This window comes from Amycolatopsis thailandensis (assembly GCF_002234405.1).
In the GTDB taxonomy this organism is placed as follows: domain Bacteria; phylum Actinomycetota; class Actinomycetes; order Mycobacteriales; family Pseudonocardiaceae; genus Amycolatopsis; species Amycolatopsis thailandensis.
This window is the reverse complement of sequence record NZ_NMQT01000060.1, coordinates 46058-65790: the sequence shown is the minus strand read 5'-3', so window position 1 is coordinate 65790 and position 19733 is coordinate 46058. Positions and strand designations below refer to the sequence as shown.

Below are 19733 nucleotides of genomic sequence, written 5' to 3'. Positions count from 1 at the left end.
TCCCGCGGATGAGATGAAAGGTCCTTTCCTTGCGAATTTCGCAAGGAAAGGACCTTTCATCGCGCCGGTGGTGGGCCCCGCGAACCGCATTCAGAGGACGAAACGCGGAAGGGGGTCAGGCGGCGCTGGGGGCGGGTTCCGGGGCCGGGGTGTGGTGAGCCCGCGGAACCGGACGGCGCATGGTGAGCGCGGCCAGCACGCCCAGCAGCAGCACCGCCGCCGGAAGCAGCAACGTCACCCTGGCCGCGTCGGTCAGTCCATTGTGGATGGCTTCGAGCGCGAGCCGCTGAGCCTGCTCGGCGACACCGGAAGGCAGGCCGGGCATCGTCGCGGGGCCGGAAGACCCGAACTCCCCGGTGGATTCCGCGGCCTTCGCGATACCCTCCGCGAACGGTGCCCGGTACTGTTCCGGCAACGCGTTCGCGGCGGTCGCCGCCTCGTCGGCGATCGAAGCGCTGATCCGCGCCTGCAACAGCACGCCGACGGCCGCGCTGCCGAGTACGCCGCCGACCTGGCGAGCGGTGTTGAAGATGCCCGACGCGGTCCCGATGAGCCGCGGTTCGACCGAACTCATCGCCAGGTTGCCCATCGGCGCGAAAATGAACCCGATACCCGCGCCCGCCACCAGCAGCGCCGGCGTCAGCGCCCACGCGTTCGCGTCGGCACGGGCGAGCAGCGCCACCAGGACCATCCCCGCGGCCAGCGCGGACAGCCCGATGATCAGGAGGATCTTGCCGTTGACCTTGTCCGAAGCGCGGCCGACGAACGGGCCGATCATGCCCGCCAGCAACGACATCGGCGCGAACAGCAGCCCGGACATCGTCGGCGACTCGCCCAGCACGGCCTGGATGTAGATCACCAGCGGCAGGAACATGCCGGTCATCGCGAAGCCGACGGTGACCGAGGTCAGCGTCCCGGCCGAGAAGTTGCGGTTCCCGAAAACGCTCAGTGGCAGCAGCGGTTCCTTGCGGTTGTACCGTTGCCACACCACGAAAGCGATCAGCAGGGCGACGCCGAAACCGATGATCTCGAGCACGGTGACCGGCCCGAACACCCGGCCCCAGTCGTAGTGCTGTCCATTTTGGACGCCGTAGACGATGCAGAACAGTCCCGCGCCGGACAGCAGGATTCCCGGCACGTCGAAGGAATGCGAGTGCTTCGGCTGCCAGTCCGGCACCTTGAGCAGCGCCAGCGCGATCGCGACCACGCCGACCGGCAGGTTGACGAAGAAGATCCATTCCCAGCCGAGGTGGTCGACGAGCACGCCCCCGAGCAGCGGGCCGACGATGGCCGCGATTCCGGCGACACCACTCCAAAGACCCATCGCGGGGCCACGCTTCGACGGCGGGAACAGGTGACTGATGAACGCCAAGGTCTGCGGCGTCATCAAGGCGGCGCCGAGACCCTGCACCGCGCGGGCCGCGATGAGCATCTCGACCGAGCCGGACAGGCCGCACCACAGCGAGGCCAGCGTGAACACCACGAGCCCGGCCAGGTAGACGCGCTTCGGCCCGAAGCGGTCACCGAGGCGGCTGGCGAACAGCATCGGCACCGCGTAGGTGAGCAGGTAGACGCTGATCACCCAGACGATGGCGTTCAACCCGGCGCCGAGTTCGCGCAGCATCGCGGGAATCGCGGTCGAGACGATCGTGGTGTCCAGCAGGATCATGAAGAAACCCAGGCACAGCGCGGAAAGCGCGGCCCAGGGATTAGCTTGTCTTGCGTTCATCGCTGTCTTCCTCGGTGACCAGGTTCAGTTGTGGCGTGCAGTGGCCCTGGAAGCGGATACGGCCGGATTCCAGGTCCTCGATCAGTTTTCGGGTCCACTCCAGCTCGAAGGCGCGCCGGGCGGAGGCGTAGGACCAGTCGAGCCAGTAGATCTCGGGCAGGTGCTGCTCGTTGACGACGCTTTCGAGCACGACCTTGTCGGCGGCGGCGGAGGCCTGGAGTCGCAGCACGCGGTGCTTGAGCTGGGTGATCGACATCTCCGGGCCCAGCTCGTCGATGACGGCGAGCGCGCTGAGGTACTCGGGGTACTCCTCGGCGGGCGTGCTGAGCATGTGCTGCGCGCGGACGACGAACTCGTCGCGGCCGGTGTCCGTCATCGCGTACACGGTGCGTTCGGGGCGCCTGCCGTCCCGTTGTGTCTCGACGACCTCGATGAAACCGTTCTGCACCAAGCGATCCACCGTGTGGTACAGCGACCCGGCCTTCACCTTGACGCGCGTGCTGACGTACCGCTCCTTCATCAGCTGCGCCATCTCGTAGGGGTGCATGGGCCGCTCGTGGAGGAGTTCCAGTACCGCCATGGCGAGCGGGGTGAGCTTCGCGGCCATGCCTGTTCCTCTCGGAAGATTCCGTATCGATTATTCCGTGTGGACTATATGGCACGACTCAGGCGGTCTTCAAGTGAGGTCCGGCACCCGATGGGGCCCGGGGCTCTCTCCGGAAAGGGTCGAGGCCATGCGGCGCAGGGAAACCGGTCAGCGCGGACGACCGGGGGCGCGCCTGGACGCTCTGAGACCGGGACGGCACGCCCGGTTACGGCCACGACGGCTCGGCCGTCGGGCGATACGCCTAACTGCGGGTGATTCCGTCCGCGGGTGTGGTCTTCGCGCCGGTGACATGGCGGACCATTCGCCACGGCCGGCCCGGGGCCTGGTCCCCGTCACCGCGGGGACGCTTAGTTCAGCGGTCTCGGACCGATTTCGCGGTCGAGGAAGCGGTGGTACTCGATGGCCGCCACCGAATTCTCGAGCTGCTCGAACGTCGGCGCGGGGAGCGCGCCGTTGAAGACGATCGTCAGGCTCTTCCGCGGGATGTTGATGACGTACGGATCGACGCCGAGTTCTTCGCAGTACTCGCGCAGGACGGCGGTCCAATGGTCCAGGTCTTCGTTCTCGCCGAGGTGCTCCCACCTTGCGACGATCCAGTTGCCGTTGATCAGCTGGCCCGCCATCTCCCGTGGATGGTGGACCATGTACGGCTCGGCGACGTCGTTCATCGACCGAGGTGATCGAGGAGCGCGCTGAAGGACGCGGCCGGGAGCACCAGAATCGGCCGGGACCGGTCCGGCAGCGCCCACTGCTTGGTGTCCCGGATGCCGACGAGGCCGGGCGCGCCGCCCACCTCGACACAGGCGTTCTCTTCCCAGTGCGTGTAGGTCGACTTGTGCCAGCCGGTCATGTTCTCGTGCCAGGTGGTGGTCATAGGAGTGCCTTTCCCCAGTGACTGTTTCGGCAAGTAGACGGGTTGCGCCGCAGCAAGGTTGGCGAAATCGGGTGATCTGTTCCGAATGGTCGGTGAACGGCTCGGCCGATCGCGTTCGGCGCAGGAAAAGGGGCCTTCACCGACAGCCGCTTTACTCAAGATGCACCCTCAGGGTGCATAGCGCAAAGGGTCTTTTGTCACCGAAGTGGTTCGACCGCGAGCTGTCGGTAGTCGGCCGCGATCCGCGCCAGATGCGAGCAGGCGACGTCGTCGTAGGTGGCGTAGCGCTCGACTTCGGCGAAGTTCTTTTCGTAGTCGGCCACTTCGCGTTCGTCCGTGACGAGCGCCGTGGCCGTCTGCGTCCCGAGGAGGACCGCGCGCGAGTCGTAGATGTCGAAACCGTGGAGGACCGGGACCGAAACCGCCGTGGACCACGGGATCACGCCCAGCCGGATCCGGCCGCTGCGCGACAGCTCGATGAGGTGGCAGACCTGGGCCTGCATGGTCGCCGCCCCGCCCATGTTCCAGCGCAGGGCGCCCTCGGTGACCACGAAGTGGAACTCACGGTCGGAGTCGAGGATCCGCTGGCGCTCCAGCCGGGCGTCGACCGTCTGGTCGCGCTCGGCGTCCGGCAGGGAAGTGCCGAACAGCGCGGTGATGTAGGCGCGGGTCTGGAGCAGGCCGAACACGATGGTCGGCTGGAAGCTCCGGATGCGGGCGGACGCGGTCTCGATCTTGCCGATGCGCTGCTGCATCCGCCAGGCACCGCGCTGGAAGACGACCCGGGCGGACGACGCTTCTTCGCGGAGGTCGCGCGTGATCGCGACCAGTTCCCGCCGGATCTTCGCCGGCGCGCGGTAGGCGCGGCACAGCGCGACGACCTGCTCCTCGGTCGGCATGAAGGCGCCGGTTTCGACGCGTGACACCTTCGATTGGCTGAGGCTCGTGAGCCTGGCCGCTTCGGTTCCGGACAACCCGGCGGCCTTGCGCAGACGGCGCAATTCGGCGGAGAGACGGTCTTGGTTGGTCACGCACGGCTTTCTGGGGCGATCGCGGATACCGAAGACCTGGCGAACCGGACGAGCCGGACCGCCAGATCAGCAACGATAGCCCGCGAAAGCCCGATCCGCGCGGTTCGCCGTGACCCGGTTTCAGCGAGGAAGCGCCGAGGCCCGCCAAGCGCCTTCGCCGGGCGCGAGCGGTGCCCGTACCAGCGAAGCCTTGTCGGCCCACCATGAATCCCGCTTCGGCGCCGGTTCCGGTGCCCGCGCGCTCGCCGCCGCCGCGACGACGGCGGTGAGCGCGGCGAGTTCGGTGTCGCTCGGATCGCCCTTGACGACCCGCAGCAGCGGGGTTTCGGGCGCGCTCACAGCGGGATGTTCCCGTGCTTCTTGGGCGGCAGCGTCTCCCGTTTGCCCTGGAGCAGTGAGAGCGCCTTCGCGATGTGCCCGCGGGTGTGCGCGGGCACGATCACCGAGTCGACGTAGCCGCGCTCGGCCGCCGCGTACGGGTTCAGGAGCGTGTCCTCGTACTCCTGGATCAGCTCGGCGCGCAGCGCGTCGACGTCCTTGCCGTCGGCGGCGGCCGCGGCGAGCGTCTTGCGGTGCACGATGTTCGCCGCGCCCTGCGCGCCCATGACCGCGACCTGCGCTGTCGGCCACGCCAGGTTGACGTCCGCGCCGAGGTGCTTCGAGCCCATGACGTCGTACGCGCCGCCGTACGCCTTGCGGGTGATGACGGTGACGAGCGGGACGGTCGCCTCGGCGTAGGCGTAGATCAGCTTCGCGCCGCGCCGGATGATTCCGTTCCACTCCTGGTCGGTGCCGGGGAGGAAGCCCGGGACGTCGACGAAGGTCAGCACGGGGATGTTGAACGCGTCGCAGGTGCGCACGAACCGCGCGGCCTTCTCGGACGCGTCGATGTCGAGGCAGCCGGCGAACTGGGTCGGCTGATTCGCCACGATGCCGACGCTGCGCCCGTCCACCCGGCCGAAGCCGACCAGGATGTTGGGCGCGAACAGCTCGTGGACCTCGAGGAAGTCGCCGTCGTCGACGACGCGGTTGATGACCTCGTGCATGTCGTACGGCTGGTTCGGCGAATCCGGGATCAGTGTGTCGAGCTCGCGGTCGGTCTCGGTGACGTCGTCGAAGAAGCCACCAGGCGCCGAGTCGGTCTCGTACAGCGGAGCCTCGGACAGGTTGTTCGCCGGGAGGAACGCGAGCAGTTCCTTGACGTAGGCGATGGCGTCCTCGTCGTCGGAGCCGAGATAGTGCGCGACGCCCGAACGGGTGTTGTGCGTGCGCCCGCCGCCGAGTTCTTCGAAGGAGACTTCTTCGCCGGTCACGGTCTTCACGACGTCGGGGCCGGTGATGAACATGTGCGAGGTCTTGTCGACCATCACCACGAAGTCGGTCAGCGCCGGGGAGTAGACGTGCCCGCCCGCGTTGGCGCCCATGATCAGCGAGATCTGCGGGATGACGCCGGACGCCTTGACGTTGCGGTTGAAGATCTCGCCGTACAGCCCGAGCGAGACGACGCCTTCCTGGATGCGCGCGCCGCCGCCTTCGTTGATGCCGATGATCGGGCGGCCGGTCTTGATCGCCAGGTCCATCACCTTGACGATCTTCTCGCCGTACACCTCGCCGAGCGAGCCGCCGAAGACGGTGACGTCCTGGCTGAACACGCACACCGGGCGCCCGTCGACCGTGCCGTAACCGGTGACGACGCCGTCGCCGTAAGGCCGGTTCTTCTCCTGGCCGAAGTTGACCGAGCGGTGCTTCGCCAGCTCGTCCAGCTCGACGAAGGAGCCTTCGTCCAGGAGCAGGTCGATTCGCTCGCGAGCGGTCTTCTTGCCCTTGGCGTGCTGTTTCTCCACCGCCCTCGCGGAACCCGCGTGCACCGCCTCGTCGTACCGGCGGTATAGGTCGGCCAGCTTGCCGGCCGTGGTGTGGATGTCCGGTTCGTTCTCGGGCGGCGTCCCGAGCGGCTCCGTCGCACTGCTCATGAAACCGCAGCCTAGCTACTCGACGGTCACTTCGCGTGTGGCGTAGGCAACGTCCCACGTCAGGCGGAAGCGCGTAGGCCGGGGTCGCGGCGGGCCCGGCTCGGTGACCAAGCTCTGTACTTTCGCGTGACTGGGTGGACGGCGCATGTGATCAGGTGGACGACACGCGTGACCAGATGGACGGCACTCTCGCGGCCGAGGCTCCGGTCCCTGGCGTCCATCCAGACACGCGTGTCGTCCGTCCGGTCACGCGTGTCGTCCACCTCGTCACGCGAAACCGCCTGACTGTCGGTACCCAAGACACTCCGGACGAGACGCGTGACCAGGCCAGCCCGCCGGTCGGACAGAGCGCTAGACCGAGGCCCGGACCAGGCCTGATTCGTAGGCCGCGATCACCAGCTGTGCCCGGTCCCGCGCCGCGAGTTTGTGCAGGAGGTGGCTGATGTGCGTCTTCACCGTCGCCAGCCCGAGGTGCAGCGAGCCGGCGATCTCGTCGTTCGACAGGCCTCGCGCGATCAGGCTCAGGACCTCCCGCTCGCGCGTGGTGATGTTGTCGAGCGAGGCCGCGACGCGCTGGCCGGGTTCGGGCAGCCGGGCGAACTCGGCGATGAGCCGGCGCGTGATCGACGGGGCGAGCAGCCCTTCGCCCGCCGCGACGACCCGGATCGCGGTCAGCAGCTCGGCGGGCGGGGTGTCCTTCAGCAGGAATCCGCTCGCGCCCGCGCGCAGCGCCGAATAGACGTAGGAGTCGAGGTCGAAGGTCGTCAGCATCAGCACGTGGACCCCTTCGGTGCCGCTCGACGCGCAGATCCGCCTGGTCGCCTCGATCCCGTCCATCTCGGGCATGCGGACGTCCATCAGCACGACGTCGGGGCGTTCCTTCCCGGCCAGTTCCACCGCCTCCGCGCCGTCGCCGGCCTCCCCGACGACTTCGAGATCCGGCGCGCTGTCGACGAGCACGCGGAAGCTGCCGCGCAGCAGCGCCTGGTCGTCGGCGATCAGTACGCGGATCATCGTGTCCCCATTTCCTTGGCGGCGTACGGCAGCCGCGCGTACACCCGGAATCCCCCGGCGGGCAGGGGGCCCGCTTCGAAGTCTCCACCGTAGACCGCGACGCGTTCGCGCATGCCGATCAGACCGTGGCCGCCGACGGTCGCGGGCGAGCCTTCGCCGCGGCCGTCGTCGACGATCTCGACGCTGACCTCGCCCGGGTCTTCGGTGATCGTGATCCGGCAGGACGACGGCCCCGCGTGCTTCACGACGTTGGTCACCGCCTCCTGCGTGATGCGGTAGACGGAAAGCGCGACGCCTTCGGGAAGGTCGTCGATCAGCTCGCCGGTCAGCTCGACGCGCACCCCGGCCTGTCCGGCGCGTTCGGCCAGCGTCCGCAGGTCGGAGAGTTTCGGCGCGGGACCGAGCGCGGCCTCGGGCGTTCCGTCGCCGGAGCGCAGGACGCCGAGCATCCGCCGGAGTTCGACGAGGGTTTCGCGGCTGGTGAGTTCGATGACCCGCAGCGCTTCCTGCGCTTCTTCGGGTTGTTCCCGGGCGACGTGGTTGCCGACGGCCGCCTTGACCGCGATCAGGCTCATGCTGTGCGCGACGACGTCGTGCATCTCGCGGGCGATCCGCAGCCGTTCGTCGGAGACGGCCTGATTCGCCTGGGTTTCGGCGAGCTGGGCAAGGTTCGCGCGTCGTTGCCGCGTCATCCAGCCCAGCGCCCACGAACCCGCCACCCCGCCGCCCGCGAAGGCCGTTGACGCGATCGTGTTCGGCCCGAGCCGCAGGAGCTCGAAGATCATGACGACGACCAGGCCGAGGCCCATCGCGATCAGCGACGTGATCCGGTGGTGTTTCAGCGCCACGGTGTACAGGGCGCACCCGGTGGCCAGGAGTGCGGCCGGGGCCAGTCCGTTGCCGGCGATCAGGGCGGGAACGAAGCTGCCGAGGCCGAGGCCGTAGGCGATCAGGGGCCGGTGACGGCGCAGCGCGATCGCGACACCGCTGGCGGCGACCGTCGCCCACGCGAGCCACATCGGGATCGCGACGAGGAACGTCCAGGTGCCCGCCGAAAGGTTCCCGCCGACGGCCACGACGAGGACCAGCGCGAGGAGCACGTCGATCGTGTTCGCGACGCGGCGGGAAAGCCCCGACGGTTGTTTCATACGGCGAACTTATCCGGGAGGCCGCGATATCCGCGTCCGTCCGGTGGAGGTCATCCCCTGGGTGGAGATCAGCTTCGGTGCGCCGCCGCGAAGAACTCCTTCAGTTTCTCGCGCCAGCTTCGCAGCGCCTCGGGCACGACGTCTTCCTGTCCGGCCGGGACGGTCTGGGTCACCTCGACCATGGTGCCTTCGAGGTCGGAATGGCTGAACTCCCAGCGGACGACGCCGCCCCGCGGCAGCGAATACTCCAGCAAGCGCGGGGGTTCCTCGCGAATGACCGTGCCCTTTTCGGCGGCGAGAAGGGCCCAGACCTCATCGAGGGGTTTCCAGACCAGATCCCGGCGGAAGCGGATCACCTTGCCCTCGCCGGTTTCCAGGACCTCACCGTCGGCGAGCCCGAACTCCTCGACATAGGCCTCGATGGGGCCGACCCAGTCCTTCGGCTGCTCAGGGTCTTCGCCGTCGAGCGACGCGGTGAGCGCGACGAGGCAGCTGTCCCAGCCGGCGGCGGTGCGGCCCGCCGCGATCCTCGCGATGGCGGGTTCGCCGCGGCCGAACGTATGCGTGAACAGCAGACGGCTGCCGTCACCGTCCGGGGTGATCTCCCATCGCAGCACGTCGTCGTTCCAGCTGAACGCGAACAGGCGAGGCTCGTCGGCTTCGAGGACCTCGCCCGCCGTCGGGGTCTCTTCGCCCTCGAAGGTGAACTCGATGGTCCCGCCCGGTCGTAAGTCGACGACGACCGCCGCCGGGAACCATTTCGCCAGCTCGGACGGTTCGGTGACCGCTCGCCAGACCCGCTCCGGGCGGTGCGCGAGACGGCGTTCGATCCGCAGCGCGGGCCGTTCTCCGACGGTTTCCAACCGGGCGCGAGGATTCACGGTTACCTCCTAATGTGCCTCCAGGGGAATATAACCGTGACGTGATATTGGGTCAACCGGCGAGGTGGACGCCGATGCCGCTCCGGCCGGGCGCGAGCTCGTCGCGCAGGACCAGGCTGTCGTCGTAGTCGCCGCCGTTCTGGTGGCGGAACGGGATCGGGTCCTGAGTGGACAGTGTCCGCAGGCGCTCCCGCAGCGCTTCCGCGGCGGCGTCGTACTGCTCGGGGGAGAAGCGGTCGGCGCCGCAGATCGTCAGCGGGGGAAGGACGGACATCCCGGTGTACCAAAGGGCTCCGTGCTGAAGCGGGAAGAGGATCTCGTTGATCTCGCCGTTGACGCCGCGTGGTCCGACCGCGGCCTCCGGCGAGCCCGTGGTGAGTACGACCATGGCGCGTTTCCCGTTCATCGTGCCTTCGCCGTAGCGGGCCGTCCGGCCGTCGGGACGCTGGATGCCGTAGCCGAGACCCTTGACGAAGACGCGGTCGAACCAGCCCTTGAGGATGGCGGGCATTCCGTACCACCACAGGGGGAACTGGACGATCACGGTGTCCGCCCACGCCAGCTTTTCGTGTTCGGCGCGGATGTCGGCGCTGAGTTCGCCGGTCTGCAAGGCGCTCTTCGACGTCGAGCCGACGAACAGCCGGTCGCTTCCGGCGGCCGAGCCGAAGTCGTCGGCGTCGACGACGGGGTTCCACTTCATCGCGTACAGGTCGGATTCCCGGACGTCGGCGCCCTGCGCGCGAAGGGTGCGTACGCCCTCGTCGCGCAGTGAGCCGCCGAGGGAACGGGGTTCAGGGTGGGCGAAGATCCACAGCACGTTCATGTCCCCACCGTCGCGCGGCCGGGTGGTTCGGCGCGAGTGGCCCGATGGCCAACATGTGCAAGAATCAGGCCATGGGCTTTTTCGCGCGTCCTGGCCGTCACCGGGTCGCCGTGCTGGTCCGGCACGGGATGCTGGTGATGGAGCTGGGCATCGTCACTCGCCTGTTCGGCACGGCCAAATCGGCCGACGGCGAACCGCTCTACGAGGTCGTCACCTGCACGCCGGAGCCCGGCCGGATCCGGACCGATGCCGACGTCACCGTCTCGGTCGGCCTCGGCCCGGAGGTCCTGGCCGAGGCCGACACCGTGATCATCCCGGCGTCGTCCATCGAGTACGAACCCTCGGGACAGGACCTCACCGAACCGCTCGCGCGGGCGCTGGAGCTGATCCGGCCGGACGCCCGGATCGCGTCGATCTGCTCGGGCGCGTTCGTGCTCGCCGCCGCGGGCCTGCTCGACGGCCGGAAGGCGACCACGCACTGGCGTTCGGCGCTGGATTTCCAGGCGAAGTTCCCGAAGGTCGCCCTCGATCCCAACGTGCTCTACACCGACGACGGGAACGTGCTGACCTCGGCGGGTGTCGCGTCCGGGATCGACCTCTGCCTGCACATGATCCGGTGCGATCACGGCGCCGCCGTCGCGAACGAGGTCGCGCGCGGAACGGTCGTCTCGCCGCATCGCGAGGGCGGGCAGGCGCAGTTCATCCGGCGGCCGGTGCCGGAACCGCAGTCCTCGTCGACGGCGACCGCGCGGGCCTGGGCGCTCGAGAACCTCGACCGGCCGCTGACCCTGCGCGAACTCGCGGCGAAAGAGGCGATGAGCACGAGGACGTTCACCCGGCGATTCCGCGACGAGGTCGGGATTTCGGCGTTGCAGTGGCTGACCCAGCAGCGGATCGAGCGGGCCCGTCAGCTGCTCGAAGAGACGGATCTGCCGGTGGACAAGGTCGCCACCGAGGCGGGTTTCGGCACCGCCGCGTCGCTGCGTCAGCACTTGCAGGCGGCGCTGGGAGTCTCGCCGAGCGCGTACCGGAACACCTTCCGTGAGGCCGTCTAGGAGACGCCCAGAGAGCTGACCTCCTGGTAACTTACCCAGAAATAAGTTCCGGAGGTGGTAGGTGAAGGCCCTCAAAATCGCCGAACGGGTGCTGTTCGGCGCCGCCGCGATCGGCACGGTGTATTCCGCCAGGACGGGCAATCGGAAGTTGCAGCTGGCGACCAAGCCCGCCGCGGTCCCGGTGCTCGCCGCCCGGGTCGCGCGGGCGCGCAAGCTCGCGCCGGGGGAGAAGGGCCTGCTCGTCGCCGCGCTGGTCGCGGCCGGGGCGGGCGACCACTTCATGGGCAGGTCCGACGAGGACGGCGAGCTGATCAAGGGCGCGACGTCGTTCGGCGTGATGCAGGTGCTGTATTCGGTGCTGCTGTGGCGTCGCGGTGCTCGTCCGCGCGCCGCGACCGCGCCGCCCCGGCTCGGGGCCTGGGCGGCGGCCGCCGTCGCGATGACACTGCCGAAGCCGTCTCCGGTGTCTTCGGTGCTTTCGGCCTACGGAGGCCTGCTGAGCACGACGTCGACCCTCGCGGCCGACCCGGTCCTGGCGCCGAAGGCCAAGGTCTCGGGCGGCATGGTCGTCCCGTCGGGTGACCGCCGGACCTGGATCGCGGCCGGCGCGCTGCTGTTCTCCGCGTCCGATCTGGCGATCCTGATCCGCCGCAACTTCGTCACCAGCGAGCGGGTGCGGGCCAACCTGGAGACCTTCGTGCTGACCTCGTACCTCGCCTCGCAGTGGCTGCTCGTCGAAGGCATGACCGCGGAAAGTTAAGTACTTGCTTGACTATTTCCTGGCGCGGGTGCATGGTTAAGCATGTGCCTAACCAACGGATGGACCAGGTGTTCAAGGCGCTTTCCGACGGAACGCGCCGCGAAATGATCGAGCGCCTCACCCAGGGACCCGCCTCGGTGGGGGAGCTCGCGCAGCCGTTGTCGATGTCGTTGCCCGCCGTGATGCAGCACCTCCAGGTGCTGGAGGCCAGCGGGCTCGTCCGGTCGGAGAAGGCGGGCCGCGTGCGGACCTGCCACCTCGAACCGGACGGCCTGCGGAAGGCCGAGGACTGGCTCGGCGGGCAGCGCACCGGCTGGGAACACCGGCTCGACCGTCTCGGTGGCTTTCTGGAGTCCGACGAAGGGAAAAGGTCATGACCGTCAAACACGCCACTTTCACCCTGGAGCGCGTCTACCCCGTGTCGCCGGATCGCGTTTTCGCGGCCTGGTCCGACGCCGCCACGAAAGCCGGCTGGTTCACCGTGCCCGGTGGCGGGCACTCCCTGGACTTCCGCGTCGGCGGCCGCGAGGTCACCACCGGTCCTCCCGACGACGGGAAGGGGATGGTGTTCGACGCGCGCTACGAGGACATCGCCGAGAACGAGCGGATCGTCTACTCGGGGACGCTGTCCGCGAACGACGTCCTAGCGACGGTGTCGGTCACGACGGTGCTGCTCGAAGCCGAGGACGACGGCACCCGGCTGACGCTGATCGAACAGGGCACTTTCCTCGACGGGCACGAAGAACCGAGCTGGCGCGAGCAGGGCACCGGGACTTGGCTCGACAACCTGGGGAAGGTTTTCTCGGCAGTATGAACACATGCTGACCGCTGAGCTGATCGTCGATCATCATGTCCCGTCGGACCCCGCGCTGTCCCCGGATGGACTCCGGATCGCGTACCAGGTCGAGACCGTCGCCAAAGGCGCCCCCGAGATCTGGCTCGCGGACAGCGGCCGAGAACCTCGGAAGGTGGCCGAGGGAAGCTCGCCGAAGTGGTCGTCGGATTCCCTTCACTTCCTACGGGACGGCCGGATCCACACGGTGGACGGGCAACTCTTCGCCTGGGGGAGTGAGATCACCGGGTTCGTCCCGATGCGCGACCGGATCGTGTTCATCGCCGAGGACGAGACGCCGGCCGCGGACATCTGGGTCTGGAGCGAAAGTCTCCGCCCGGCGCGGCTGCGGAGCTTCGATCCGAAGACCGGCGAGATCACCACACTGATCGAAGACCACGTGGTCGGGGTCGCCGGTCGTCAGGACGACAAGGCTGTCGCCGTCATCACCTGGTCGACGCCCGAGATCGATCCCGGCGGGCTCGAACCCCGGCTTTCCTTGCTGGACTTGGAAACCGGGGAACGGCGGGAGCTCGGGAAGACCCCGTTCGAGGCCGAGAGCCCGGTCTGGTGGCGGGAAGGCGACAGCTGGCACGTCGCGTATCTCGCGACGCCGGAGAGGGTGGGTGGCCGGGCGGTCTTCGGCGTTCCCGTGGAAACAGGGGAGCACCGGAATCTGACACCGGAATCGGCCTGCCCGATCAGGCTCGCGCAGGTCGATTCCGGTGCGCCGTTGGTGCTCGTCGCGGACGGGCTGGACACCGCGCTTCATCGTCTCGGTGACGGCGAAGTGTCGTTCTGGCGCGGGCAAGCGGACGCGATCTCTTCGAACGGCGAGATCGTGGCCATCGTGTTGAGCACCGCCCATCAGCCGAAGGGTGTCCACAGTGGACCTGTAAGTGGGGCTTTGACGCGCGTCACTGACCTGGTTCCGGAGTTCGCCGATATCACCTGGGGAACACAGGAACGCTTGTCCTATAAGGCTTTCGATGGCCTCGCCCTGGATGGCTTGCTCGTCCTTCCGCCGGGTAAGACGCGAGAGGACGGGCCCTTCTCCCTGATCACGATCCCGCACGGCGGACCGTACGACCGGCACGCGGACGGGTTCCGGCTCGCCTGGTTCCCGTCCGCGCAATGGCCGGCCTCGGCGGGACACGCCGTCTTCCTGCCGAATCCCCGTGGGGGACAAGGCCATGGTCATGAGTTCGCCGCTTCGGTCGCCGGACGTGTCGGCCTCGAAGAATGGAGGGACATCGAAACCGGGATCGACCTCCTCGTCGCCGAAGGGGTCGCCGATCCGGACCGGCTGGGGATCATGGGCGGGAGTCACGGCGGTTTCATGACGGCCTGGGCGGTCGGGCAGACCAGCCGGTTCAAGGCGGCCCTGATGGTGGCCGGGATCTGCGACTGGGGGATGCTCGCCGGGACCGGCGAATTCGGTCCTTACGATGCTCTGCTCGGCGGAAGTACCGGCTGGGAAGGGGAAGGCCCGCACCGGCACGACCGGCTGAGCCCGATCTCCTACGCGTCGAAGATCGAGACCCCTGTGCTGATCGCGCACGGCGCTGACGACACGAACGTCCCGTTGTCCCAGGCGGAATACTTCCACCGGGCGCTACGGCACTTCGGCGTCGAACACGACTTCGTCGTCTATCCAGGCGAAGGGCATTCGTTCCGCAAGCGGGAAAACCAGCTGGATCTGCTTCGCCGTATGCACGAGTGGTTCGCGCGCCTGCTTTAGCTCCAGTCGGTCGGCTCGCCGGGGACGTGCGTGCCGAAGGTCCATTCGTAGCCTTCGAGATCGTCGACGCGGAAGCGGTAATTGCCCCATTCGGTGTTCTCGGGCTTCCAGACCGTCGTCGCGCCGGCTTCGACGGCGGAGGCGAAAACGGCGTCCACGGCCTCTTGCGTCGGAAGGCTGACGTAGAGGCCGTGGCCGACCGTTTCCCCCTTGCGGTTCGCGCGGTCGTAGTCCTCCTCCGCGCTGAACACGATGATGGAGGCGCCGCCGAGCCGCAGTTCCGAATGCTGGATCAGGCCCTTGTCGTCCGGGTACTCCATGACGGTTTCGAAGCCGAAGGCACGTTCGAGCCAGCGGAGCGCCTTCGCCGCGTCGTGGTAGGCGAGGTAGGAGTGGAGGGAGGCGGGGCGTTCCTGGGTTTCGGTCATGGGCACAGCCTGGCAACCGATGCGGACAGCCACTGTCCTCGATTCTTTTCGGTGTCGTCAGATCAGGCGGATACCGAGTACGGCGATGAGCGCGCTGGACGTGAGCGCGGTCGCCAGCCGTCCACGACGTCCGGTCAACGCCTTGCCTAGCACCGCGCCGCCGCCCGCGAGGAGCAGTTGCCAGCTGGCCGAGGCCGCGAACGCCGCGACCACGAAGACCACGTGCTCCGACGTGCTCGCGGCGGCCATGTCCTCGCTGCCGAGCACGAGCGCGGTGAAGTAGACGACCGTCGTCGGGTTGAGCAGCGTGATCCCGAGCAGGCTCACGTAGGCCTTCAACGGTCCGATCGCGGCCGGTTCGGTCACCTCGGCTTTCCCCGCGTCGCGGAAATTCCGGACGCCGGTGAATCCGATGTGGACGGCCAGCACGAGCAGTACCACCACCGAAACCCAGCGCAACGGTTCGGCGATCGGTTGGATGACCGACACGAGTTTGCTGCCGCCGAGCACCGCGACCAGGGCGTAGAGGCCGTCGGCCGTGGCGACGCCCAAGGCGGCGTACGCGCCGATCTTGAGTCCTGCGCGAGCTGTCAGCACCACGAGATAGGTGCCGACCGCGCCCACCGGGATGGCGATGCCATAGCCGGCGAGCAGGCCCGCGACGAGCGCGGCGCTCACGGTCGGACTGGTGTCGGCCTCCGCCAGGACGTCTTCCGCTGCTGCGCCCGCACCCGTCGGACGACGGTGGGCGACGGCAGGAAGGCGAGGGTCGATGTCATGTGCTGAAGGATGCGAACGGACGGCCCCGGGCGCAACACAATTACGGCGCAGCCCGCGCACTTGGATGTCATGAAAGGGTCTTTCCTGACGAAATTCGTCAGGAAAGACCCTTTCATGACACTGCCGGAAGCGAGTCAGACGCGGGCCGCCTCCAGGACGGCGTCCAGGTCGGCCAAGAGCCGCGCCTTCGGCCGGGCCCCGACTGTCGTCCAAACAGGACTTCCGTCCCGGAAGAGGATCAGCGTCGGTAGGGACATGACCTGATAATCCCTTGCGGTGAGAGGATTTTCGTCGGAGTTGAGCTTGCGGATGATCAGCGAGTCGGCGCGTTCTTCGGCGATCTCGGTGAGCACCGGGACGATCATGTGGCAAGGCGGGCACCACTGCGCCCAGAAGTCCACCAGGACGGGCTTCTCCTGCTCCAGGACCAGCTCTCGGAAGGTTTCGTCGGTGACGACGGAAAGGGACATTCAGGCCTCCTCGGTTCGCGGCACGACGACGCACGGCCCCGGCGGTGTCTTCAACGCGCCCGCGAGCTTGGTCAGCAGGCTGTCCCGCACGTCGTTGAGCCTGGCAAGACAGGCGTCCACCTCGGCGAGTTTGCGTTGGTAGACCTCGATCGAATCGGCGCACGAGTCGCCGGTCTCGTGACCGGCGCGCAGACATTCGACGAACGGCCTGGTGTCCTCCAGACTGAGCCCGACCGCTTGCAGGGTCAGGATCTCGTTCACCAGGCGGTAGTCGTCCTCGTCGTACTCCCGGTACCCGTTCGACGCGCGCCGAGCGTCGAGAAGCCCTTGTGACTCATAGAAACGCAGCGCGCGCGTGGTGGTCCCGGTCCGCGCGGCGAGTTCGCCGATCCGCATGGTCCGAGCGTAAACCTTGCCCTTGGCGTCAAGGCAAAACTCAGTCGTCGAGATCGACCCGGATGGTGAGGAGATCCGTGCCGATCGCCTGCACGGCGGCGCTGTTGAACCTGGGCAGGGCCCTCAGCCGCGCGCGGGGGTCGTCGTCCGGGAGCAGGTGCGCCGTGCCGGTGTGCCACTGGCCCTTGAGCCGGAGCCGGACGCGAGGATCTGCCTGGATGTTGCGGACGTACTGCGATTTCTCGCCGAACTCCGAGACGATCCAGAACTCGCGGCCCACCTTGCGGCCGCCGATCGGCGTCTGCCGGGGTTCCCCGGACTTGCGACCGGTGGTCTCCAGGACGGGCTGGGCGGGCAGCCGCCGGAGGAGTGGGTTGCCGACGTGCCGCTGGAAGGTGGTGGCCACCCGGTGCTTGATCTCGTGATAGCGCGACATGGGTCCAGGGTGCCCTACGCTCGGCCGATGGTGAACGAGTTCGACGTGGACCTGGGGAACGGGACCATTCTGCACACGTACGACACCGGCGGCACCGGTCCGGTGGTGTTCTGGCACCACGGGACTCCGAACATCGGCGCCCCGCCGTCACCGCTTTTCCCGGCCGCCGAACGGCTCGGGCTGAGGTGGGTCTCCTACGATCGGCCCGGGTACGGCGGCTCCTCGCCGCGTCCCGGCCGAGATGTCGCGTCGGCGGCGTCGGACGTCGAGAAGATCGCCGATGCCCTGGAGATCGAGCGGTTCGCGGTCTACGGGCATTCCGGCGGCGGACCACACGCCTTCGCGTGCGCTGCTCTGTTGCCGGAGCGGGTCTCGGCGATGGTCGGCGTCGCGAGCATGGCTCCGCACTCCGAGAGCTGGGAATGGTTCGCGGGGATGAGCGCGGCGGGCGTCGGCTCGCTGACGGCGGCCTTGGCAGGCCGGGAGGAGAAGGAACGCCACGAGGCGGCGGCCGAGTACGACGCCGAGATGTTCACCCCGGCGGATCACGCGGCCTTGGCGGACGACTGGAAATGGCTGCTCGACGTCGTCGGTCCCGCGATCGAGGGCGGCCCCGGCGCACTGATCGACGACGATCTCGCGTACGTCGCGCCCTGGGGATTCCAGCCGTCCGACGTCAAGGCGCCGGTGCTGCTCGTGCACGGCGGCGCCGACCGCATCGCGCCCGTCGGGCACGGGGAGTGGCTCGCGCGGCAGTGCGCCACGGCCGAGTTGCGCGTGTTTCCGGAGGACGGTCACATCTCGGTTCTCCGTCAGGGGGAAGCCGCCCTCGAATGGCTGGCCGACCGTCTGTGACCTGCGAAATCGTCCTCGTACGGCACGCCGAGTCCGTTCCGCCGTCGCCGGGAAAGCCCGACGACCCGGATCGGCCTTTGACAACGGCGGGCATCGCGGCCGCGGAGCTCCTCGCGCCCGAACTCGCCGCGATGAACCCGACGGCGGTGGTGTCGAGTCCGTACCGGCGAGCGGTCGCGACGGTCGAACCCGCGGCGAGACTGGCCGGGCTCGAAGTCACCACGAGCTGGGAACTCCGCGAGTGGGACTCAGGTCTGGAGCCGACGCCGGACTACGCCGTGCACTACGCGCGCAGCTGGGCCGATCCGGATTTCGCTCGTACTGGCGCGGAGAGCCTGCGGCAGCTGACAGCGCGGGCGATCGCGGCCGTCGAGCGGCTGGCGGAGCAGCACGCGGGCGGTGTCGTGCTGCTGGGGAGCCACGGGACTTTCGTGTCGCGCCTGCTGGCGGGGATCATTCCGGGAATCGACTGGCCCTTCTCGCGGGACATGCCGATGCCCGCCATCCACCGGCTGCGCTGGCCGCCCGGCTCGTGAGTGACTGAGACGGTCCTATGGAATAGGTACGGCTAAGGCGGCGTGTTGTGAAAGCCACTTTCACAACCTTCAACGTTGTGAAAGTGGCTTTCACAACACCCCTGTGCGCGGGGGCGCGTCCTCCGGCAGCGCCCAGCGTCGCGAAAGCCACTTTCGGGACGTCAGACGTCCCGAAAGTGGCTTTCGCGACACCCGAAGCCGGCACGCCGACGACCGACTCAGGCAGACGGGCGGCCCGCGCCGGTGTAGTCGTCGCCCTTCGAGTGGTACGTGTGGATCTGGATCGCCTGGCCCTCGGTGGGCGCGTTGATCATCAGGCCGTTCCCGAGGTACAGCCCCACGTGGTGGATCCGCGTCGACGGGTTCCCGTAGAACACGAGATCGCCGAGCTTCGGCTCGCCGGGCACCTGCTGCAAGGCCCGGAACTGGCTGTCCGCGGTCCGCGGGAGCGCGACCCCGGCCTCGTCGTAGGACGCCTTCGTCAGCCCGGAGCAGTCGAAGCCCGCCGCGCCCGCTTCCGGTCCGTTGCCGCCCCACACGTACGGGAGTCCCAGCTGGCCGAGCGCGAACCGGGTCGCCTTCACCGCGGGGCTCGAGCTTCGCGCGGGGTCGAGGGAAAGGGTCGCGTACAGCTGAGCGTTGCCCAAGACGCGCTGGCGGAACAGTTCGGCCTCGTTGCCCTTGCCGCCCTGGTAGCCGGCGATCGCCTTCCACCAGCCGTTGCCGCCGCCGAGGTCGGCTCCGGAGGAGCACAGCGCGCGACCGGCGGCGACCGAGGAGGAGTCGGGGTCGGCGAGCGCGGGCTTCGCGATGCCGGGGATCGACCCGCCGTGTTTCTTCCACTGCTGTGCCGAGAGGCCGAGGGGGTTCTCGCCGCCGCGTCCGTGGTTCGAGCTCGCGGCGCCGATCCCGGCCAGGGTGACCCAGGACAGGTGACAGTTCGGCTGCTCGCCGCGCAGCGCGAGTTCGCCGTTCGCGTAGCCGATGAGCGACTTCGCCGGGATGTCGAGCGGTCCGGCGAGTTTCTCGGCCCACTCTTCGAGCGGCCGGACGCCCTTCGGTGTCTCCTGTGCCTTGACCGGCGCGCTGACTTCGAGGACCGACGGACCCGCGCCGCCGCCGACGGTGGCCGGATCCTGCTTCGCGGCGGGAACGGGCACCGGCTGGTTCCCGTCGGCGGGCGCCGGGTCGTTGCCGCCCGCGAGCAGCCAGCCCGCCGTCGCGAGCCCGGCGACCAGCGGGAGCGCGACCAGGCCGCGCATCGCCACGCCGTGCGCCCACGACTTCTTCGGGCTGGTTTCGGGCGCGTTCGAAGCGGAGTCGGGCTCGGTCACGCCGTCAAGATTATTGGAGACCACCTCTGC

General features: G+C 68.5%; 24 protein-coding genes. 7 read left to right on the top strand and 17 right to left on the bottom strand.

Going from position 1 to position 19733, the window contains the following annotated elements; all coding sequences use genetic code 11:
- Nucleotides 1-115: 115 nt before the first annotated feature.
- The 11 genes from CFP71_RS17400 to CFP71_RS17350 form a co-directional block, all read right to left on the bottom strand.
- Nucleotides 116-1729 (bottom strand): DHA2 family efflux MFS transporter permease subunit, encoded by a 1614-nt coding sequence (locus CFP71_RS17400; RefSeq protein ID WP_093934906.1) that lies wholly within the window; start codon nucleotides 1727-1729, stop codon nucleotides 116-118.
- Nucleotides 1710-2336: a PadR family transcriptional regulator gene (locus CFP71_RS17395; protein ID WP_093934905.1), complete on the bottom strand. Its 627-nt coding sequence runs from the start codon at nucleotides 2334-2336 to the stop codon at nucleotides 1710-1712. The genes CFP71_RS17400 and CFP71_RS17395 overlap by 20 nt, the downstream gene beginning before the upstream one ends.
- A 347-nt stretch (nucleotides 2337-2683) precedes the next feature.
- Entirely contained in the window at nucleotides 2684-3004 is a 321-nt protein-coding gene (locus CFP71_RS17390) for a hypothetical protein (protein ID WP_093934904.1), read from the bottom strand.
- On the bottom strand, nucleotides 3001-3210 hold the full coding sequence (locus tag CFP71_RS17385) for a DUF397 domain-containing protein (protein ID WP_093934903.1): 210 nt from the start codon (nucleotides 3208-3210) through the stop codon (nucleotides 3001-3003). Before CFP71_RS17385 ends, CFP71_RS17390 begins: the two co-directional genes overlap by 4 nt.
- 197 nt (nucleotides 3211-3407) lie before the next feature.
- Nucleotides 3408-4241, bottom strand: a complete 834-nt coding sequence (locus CFP71_RS17380; RefSeq protein WP_093934902.1) for a helix-turn-helix domain-containing protein — start codon at nucleotides 4239-4241, stop codon at nucleotides 3408-3410.
- A gap of 120 nt (nucleotides 4242-4361) precedes the next feature.
- Entirely contained in the window at nucleotides 4362-4580 is a 219-nt protein-coding gene (locus CFP71_RS17375) for an acyl-CoA carboxylase subunit epsilon (protein ID WP_093934901.1), read from the bottom strand.
- On the bottom strand, nucleotides 4577-6214 hold the full coding sequence (locus CFP71_RS17370; RefSeq protein ID WP_093934900.1) for an acyl-CoA carboxylase subunit beta: 1638 nt from the start codon (nucleotides 6212-6214) through the stop codon (nucleotides 4577-4579). The genes CFP71_RS17375 and CFP71_RS17370 overlap by 4 nt, the downstream gene beginning before the upstream one ends.
- 351 nt (nucleotides 6215-6565) lie before the next feature.
- On the bottom strand, nucleotides 6566-7228 hold the full coding sequence (locus tag CFP71_RS17365; RefSeq protein WP_093934899.1) for a response regulator: 663 nt from the start codon (nucleotides 7226-7228) through the stop codon (nucleotides 6566-6568).
- Nucleotides 7225-8376 (bottom strand): sensor histidine kinase, encoded by a 1152-nt coding sequence (locus CFP71_RS17360; RefSeq protein ID WP_093934898.1) that lies wholly within the window; start codon nucleotides 8374-8376, stop codon nucleotides 7225-7227. The genes CFP71_RS17365 and CFP71_RS17360 overlap by 4 nt, the downstream gene beginning before the upstream one ends.
- A 68-nt stretch (nucleotides 8377-8444) precedes the next feature.
- Entirely contained in the window at nucleotides 8445-9257 is an 813-nt protein-coding gene (locus CFP71_RS17355) for an SRPBCC family protein (RefSeq protein WP_093934897.1), read from the bottom strand.
- 52 nt (nucleotides 9258-9309) lie between these two features.
- Nucleotides 9310-10080, bottom strand: a complete 771-nt coding sequence (locus CFP71_RS17350; RefSeq protein ID WP_093934896.1) for an NAD(P)H-dependent oxidoreductase — start codon at nucleotides 10078-10080, stop codon at nucleotides 9310-9312.
- 44 nt (nucleotides 10081-10124) lie between these two features.
- Between CFP71_RS17350 and CFP71_RS17345 the strand changes: the two genes are divergently transcribed.
- The 5 genes from CFP71_RS17345 (at nucleotide 10125) to CFP71_RS17325 (ending at nucleotide 14468) form a co-directional block, all read left to right on the top strand.
- Nucleotides 10125-11135: a GlxA family transcriptional regulator gene (locus CFP71_RS17345; protein ID WP_093934895.1), complete on the top strand. Its 1011-nt coding sequence runs from the start codon at nucleotides 10125-10127 to the stop codon at nucleotides 11133-11135.
- A gap of 61 nt (nucleotides 11136-11196) precedes the next feature.
- Nucleotides 11197-11895, top strand: a complete 699-nt coding sequence (locus CFP71_RS17340) for a lysoplasmalogenase family protein (protein WP_093934894.1) — start codon at nucleotides 11197-11199, stop codon at nucleotides 11893-11895.
- Nucleotides 11896-11954: 59 nt separating this feature from the next.
- Nucleotides 11955-12272, top strand: coding sequence for an ArsR/SmtB family transcription factor (locus CFP71_RS17335; protein ID WP_093934893.1), 318 nt, complete (start codon nucleotides 11955-11957; stop codon nucleotides 12270-12272).
- Nucleotides 12269-12709, top strand: a complete 441-nt coding sequence (locus tag CFP71_RS17330; protein WP_093934892.1) for an SRPBCC family protein — start codon at nucleotides 12269-12271, stop codon at nucleotides 12707-12709. The genes CFP71_RS17335 and CFP71_RS17330 overlap by 4 nt, the downstream gene beginning before the upstream one ends.
- Before the next feature lie 4 nt (nucleotides 12710-12713).
- Complete coding sequence (locus CFP71_RS17325) at nucleotides 12714-14468, top strand: S9 family peptidase (RefSeq protein ID WP_093934891.1); 1755 nt, start codon at nucleotides 12714-12716, stop codon at nucleotides 14466-14468.
- Here the strand turns inward: CFP71_RS17325 and CFP71_RS17320 are convergent.
- From CFP71_RS17320 to CFP71_RS17300, 5 genes are all read right to left on the bottom strand, one after another.
- Nucleotides 14465-14896: a VOC family protein gene (locus CFP71_RS17320; RefSeq protein WP_093934890.1), complete on the bottom strand. Its 432-nt coding sequence runs from the start codon at nucleotides 14894-14896 to the stop codon at nucleotides 14465-14467. The two genes, CFP71_RS17325 and CFP71_RS17320, sit on opposite strands and share 4 nt — an antisense overlap.
- A gap of 57 nt (nucleotides 14897-14953) precedes the next feature.
- Complete coding sequence (locus CFP71_RS17315; RefSeq protein ID WP_093934889.1) at nucleotides 14954-15574, bottom strand: LysE family transporter; 621 nt, start codon at nucleotides 15572-15574, stop codon at nucleotides 14954-14956.
- A gap of 236 nt (nucleotides 15575-15810) precedes the next feature.
- The gene (gene trxA, locus CFP71_RS17310; protein ID WP_093934888.1) at nucleotides 15811-16146 is read right to left on the bottom strand and encodes a thioredoxin; all 336 of its coding nucleotides are present in this window, start codon (nucleotides 16144-16146) and stop codon (nucleotides 15811-15813) included.
- Nucleotides 16147-16542: a MerR family transcriptional regulator gene (locus CFP71_RS17305; protein WP_093934887.1), complete on the bottom strand. Its 396-nt coding sequence runs from the start codon at nucleotides 16540-16542 to the stop codon at nucleotides 16147-16149.
- Nucleotides 16543-16582: 40 nt separating this feature from the next.
- On the bottom strand, nucleotides 16583-16978 hold the full coding sequence (locus CFP71_RS17300) for a nitroreductase/quinone reductase family protein (protein ID WP_093934886.1): 396 nt from the start codon (nucleotides 16976-16978) through the stop codon (nucleotides 16583-16585).
- Nucleotides 16979-17005: 27 nt separating this feature from the next.
- On the opposite strand from CFP71_RS17300, the gene CFP71_RS17295 reads away from it, so the two are divergent.
- A complete protein-coding gene (locus tag CFP71_RS17295; RefSeq protein ID WP_093934885.1) occupies nucleotides 17006-17833 on the top strand; it encodes an alpha/beta fold hydrolase in 828 nt (275 codons plus the stop codon).
- A complete protein-coding gene (locus tag CFP71_RS17290; RefSeq protein ID WP_093934884.1) occupies nucleotides 17830-18369 on the top strand; it encodes a histidine phosphatase family protein in 540 nt (179 codons plus the stop codon). The genes CFP71_RS17295 and CFP71_RS17290 overlap by 4 nt, the downstream gene beginning before the upstream one ends.
- Nucleotides 18370-18587: 218 nt before the next feature.
- Here the strand turns inward: CFP71_RS17290 and CFP71_RS17285 are convergent, their stop codons facing one another.
- Complete coding sequence (locus CFP71_RS17285) at nucleotides 18588-19703, bottom strand: C40 family peptidase (protein WP_208635974.1); 1116 nt, start codon at nucleotides 19701-19703, stop codon at nucleotides 18588-18590.
- Nucleotides 19704-19733: the final 30 nt, after the last annotated feature.